Annotated in this window: 3 protein-coding genes; all 3 read right to left on the reverse strand. The window is 59.3% G+C overall.

The window, feature by feature from the left end; translation table 11 throughout:
* Nucleotides 1-57: 57 nt before the first annotated feature.
* The 3 genes from O4H31_RS19375 to O4H31_RS19385 all read right to left on the reverse strand — a co-directional run bounded on the left by O4H31_RS19375 (nucleotide 58) and on the right by O4H31_RS19385 (nucleotide 3,588).
* Nucleotides 58-1,002, reverse strand: a complete 945-nt coding sequence (locus tag O4H31_RS19375; protein WP_269348166.1) for a hypothetical protein — start codon at nucleotides 1,000-1,002, stop codon at nucleotides 58-60.
* A 71-nt stretch (nucleotides 1,003-1,073) separates the two neighbouring features.
* Nucleotides 1,074-1,952, reverse strand: a complete 879-nt coding sequence (locus tag O4H31_RS19380; RefSeq protein WP_269348167.1) for a TniB family NTP-binding protein — start codon at nucleotides 1,950-1,952, stop codon at nucleotides 1,074-1,076.
* Complete coding sequence (locus tag O4H31_RS19385; RefSeq protein WP_269348168.1) at nucleotides 1,945-3,588, reverse strand: Mu transposase C-terminal domain-containing protein; 1,644 nt, start codon at nucleotides 3,586-3,588, stop codon at nucleotides 1,945-1,947. The genes O4H31_RS19380 and O4H31_RS19385 overlap by 8 nt, the downstream gene beginning before the upstream one ends.
* Nucleotides 3,589-3,741: the final 153 nt, after the last annotated feature.

Below are 3,741 nucleotides of genomic sequence, written 5' to 3' on the forward strand. Positions count from 1 at the left end.
TGTCGGATGACCGGAATTCATGAGATTCAAGCACTTCTCTGAAGAACCGCCCGGGGTTCATGAGATTCTGTAGCGGTATTGATGAGACTGGGCGGACCGGGGTTTGTGAGACTGGCACCGTCTCGCAGTCTTCTCTGCGATGAGGCGTTCCCTCTCGTCGCGCTGAGCGCGCCAGAACCGGGCCGATATACGTCGCCGCAACGAGAGTGGCCATGTCTTAAGCACATCCTGTAACCTCTCTTGCCCTTCCGCATCGCTGACCAGCAGTACTGCAACCGCATGGCCGACAGGATCTTCATCAATGCGGCCGATGCCAGCGGTCAGCGCGAAGGTCTGCAGCAGCGATCCCTGGGCCAGGCTGTGCGAGCCGAGGCGCACCGGTTTGGTCAGAACCGGGGCCACCTTATCGTATTCCGGCACAACTACTGTCAGCGCCTGCCGAATGATCGGTGTGGTCAGAAATGCATGGTAGTCGCGCCGGGCCCCTAATGACATCCGAGGCTGCTCTGAGACATTCGGTGGCGACGCCCGGCGATGCCGTGTCGTCAGAAAGAGCAACATCTCGACCGGCCCGAAAGCCCCCTGCCCTTCCCCTCGGGCCCAAGAATCCAGAACAGCAGCCCCAGTTTTGGCATGTGACTGCAGCGCCGCGAGATGCGCAGACCCCAAGATGTCAGGTAGGATGGCACCGCCAACATCACGAAAATCTATGCTGTGAATTGGGCACTGAAACATCCAAGGAAAGCTCGCAGCCTTGCGGTGAACATCCGCCGGACAAGATGGGCAGTGATGCCGGGTCTTCCGCGCAATCATGATCCGCGCGTCCGGTGTGATTTCCTGAAATGTCATCGCCTGCAACGCCACCTCCGAAACCCCAGTCCTAGCTGCGATTAAGGCTCCCTCCCCTGCCGAAAGACGCCATTCCAAATCGAACACGTCGCGACCGGGCAAGCCAAGCTCGGCGACAAACTCCGGCACTGTCAACGCATAGAATATCGCCATTCTTGCGAGCCACGACGACAGCCGCTCGTCTGCTTCGGGAGGAAAGACGACCGGCAGACGGCCCCGCCCTGTCACACAGGGTCCCCCAGAACCGCCTGAAGCTTGCCTGTGCTGGAAACATCGCCCGGCACAATCCGTTCCTCACCGCTCTCGATGGCGGCGATCGCCAGTTGCGACATGATCGAGAAGATGCCGGACGTAATGCCACCACTGACACTCAGGATCCGCGTGAGCATCTTCTCATCGATCTGGCTTTCCCGCCGCAGCGGCAAGGTCCGTTGAAGCGTGCTGATCAATCCGATGACATCCTCTCCATCCCGCCAGGGCGGTAAAGCGAAAGCCTCAAAGCGGCGGACAAGTTGATCGTCGGTGCGCAGCGCGTTACGTGCCTGCGCGGTGCCAACACAGACCAGCGGCACGCGCAACTCATTGCCCAGAAAACGCAGCATGTTCAGAAACCGCGCCTGCTCGCGGATCGTACCAGCCTGCAGGCTGTGGATTTCATCGATCACCAACATGCCGGGGCGCAGCTCAGACAGAAGACGCAGGGCCAGGCTTTCGAGCACAGCGAGCGTTGCGCGCGGAGGTTCGGGTGCGCCGATAGCTGCAAGAATGCGGCGGTAGAAACGGCTCTCGTCCGGTCCGGACACCATCTGCACCGCAACGACCGGCATATGTAATCGACCGGTGGTCTCATCGAAGCTGGCGGGGTGATCGCGGGTGAACTTCTCGATGATCATCGTCTTGCCCATGCCGCTCTCACCGACAATGAGCAGGTTCGGCATTCTGGCCCGTTCTGGGAATGACATCAGCGTTTCGAGTTTCACCAGAGCGGCCTCTGCCCGTGGATAGGATATCCAACGGTCAGCGCGGATGCGGTGAATACGTTCTTCGGCGTTTAGAGCGGCCAGTTGGCGGGCGGCAGGATAAAGATGGGGAAACTCAGTCATCATACCATTCCTCGACAGCGAAACCTGGATGATCCAGTAGCGCATTGCCTTTCTTTTCCGGTGCGGGCAGGGTTTCTGGCGCTTCCGAAACCGGCGTCACATCAATCATCGGATCCTGTTCCAGATGTGAACGCCGCGCTTGATGGCGTCGCATCGCCTTGGTCTGGCGTTCAGCACTGTCCACAAGATCACGCTGTGCCAAAATGGTAGAGAAGATGAGTTCTTCATCTACCGAACGGCGTCCGGCTTCGCGCAAAGCCCGCCGCGCTGCCCGGTGTTCCCAAAGCGTAATCGCTGGCCGTGTCAAATCAGCAGGCCGGGCCTCGATGATCCCATCCTCTGTCAGCACGAAGATTCGCGAGAGGTCACGCGGGTCGTATTTCAACGTGAACTTGCGGCTTTCCCGGCCCATCAGCCAGCGCAGCTCGTCTGACCAGTATCGGATATGGAAAAGGTGCAGCCCGTCGCGCTGCAGCACGCGTTGCTCAGACGGCAGGAAATCGACCAAAAACTGCCTTGGATCGGCGGGCATGCGCAGCGCAGCCTCATCCACCCCAGCCGCCCATACCGCGATCGGGGTTGTGTCGAGCGCCCGGTGTGCTCGCGCGTGATAGGAGCCGGTGATTTCCAGCGCCAGCCAGATCTCCAGCTCCCTAAGCGTCATCACCGCCTCGGCTTCGGCATCAAGATCACCCCGCTCAAAGATGTTTGAAAAATGCGAGCCCGGCAGCAAATGCACCGCCCCCATCATCGTGCCGATCAGCCGCTCGATATGGCCGCCATAGCGCGGCGTTCCGGGTGGGCGATGCTGCAGATCAATCTGGTACTCGGAACAGGCGATCTTGAAGGCGCGGGCATGGAATTCCGCACCATTGTCCACATGAATCACTTTGGGAATGCCCCGCGCGGGCCACTCCGTGCCGATCCCGCGCGCCGTAAGCCAATGCGATTTGTCCATCACCGCATGGGTCAGGCAAAGCGCCACAGCCAAAAGTGCCGGCGGCTCCAACGACAGGTGAAACCCCAGAACCATGCGGGTATGCACATCGATCGCAACTGTCAGGGTGGGCCTGCCCAAGGGACGGCGGGTCACGGGATCAACCACGGTGACATCAGCCTTGGTATGATCGATCTGAACGATGTCCAGAGGATGCTCCGCTATGAGGGTGCCGGGTGTAGCCAAGTGACGGCGTTCGGCTTTGTCCTTACCCTCCCTCTTGGCCATGAGCTTCGCTTGGTCGTGCCGCTCCAGCCAACGTCCCAGACGCCGGATAGAGGGTGGGGCCAGCCCTAGACCTTTGCAATCGGCCGCGACCTCGCCCCAAAATCGCGTTTTTGTAGGTTTGCGGCGAGTGGCGTAAAGCTCTTTGAACAGACGAGAGACGATGGCTTCCACATCAGGGTCAAGCGGCTGCATGCCGCGCCTCGGCCCACGCGGGCTGGGTAACAAAGCCGAGGTGCGGCCATCCTCACGGAACTTCTTCAACCAGCGAAAGAGCGTCGCGCGGCTGACATCGAGCTGACGAATAGCCGCTTCAACATCATCCTGAGTAAGTTGCTCTGGCAAGTTCGAAAGGACCTTGGCACGGTGCTCCGCCGCGTTCCAATCCTTGTCAGCTGGGAAATTATCGGACATATCTTGATCAATGCACGGCTGCGGGATAGTCTCATAAATATCGACTCACTTCCCTCTACAGTCTCAATAACCCCGACTCAATCTCAAAATGAAAAATCCGCAAACCATTGAAAACACATGGCACCCAATCTCAAAAACCTTGGCAGAACGACA

The sequence above is a fragment of the Sulfitobacter dubius genome (genome assembly GCF_027214245.1).
Taxonomy (GTDB): Bacteria; Pseudomonadota; Alphaproteobacteria; order Rhodobacterales; family Rhodobacteraceae; genus Sulfitobacter; species Sulfitobacter dubius_A.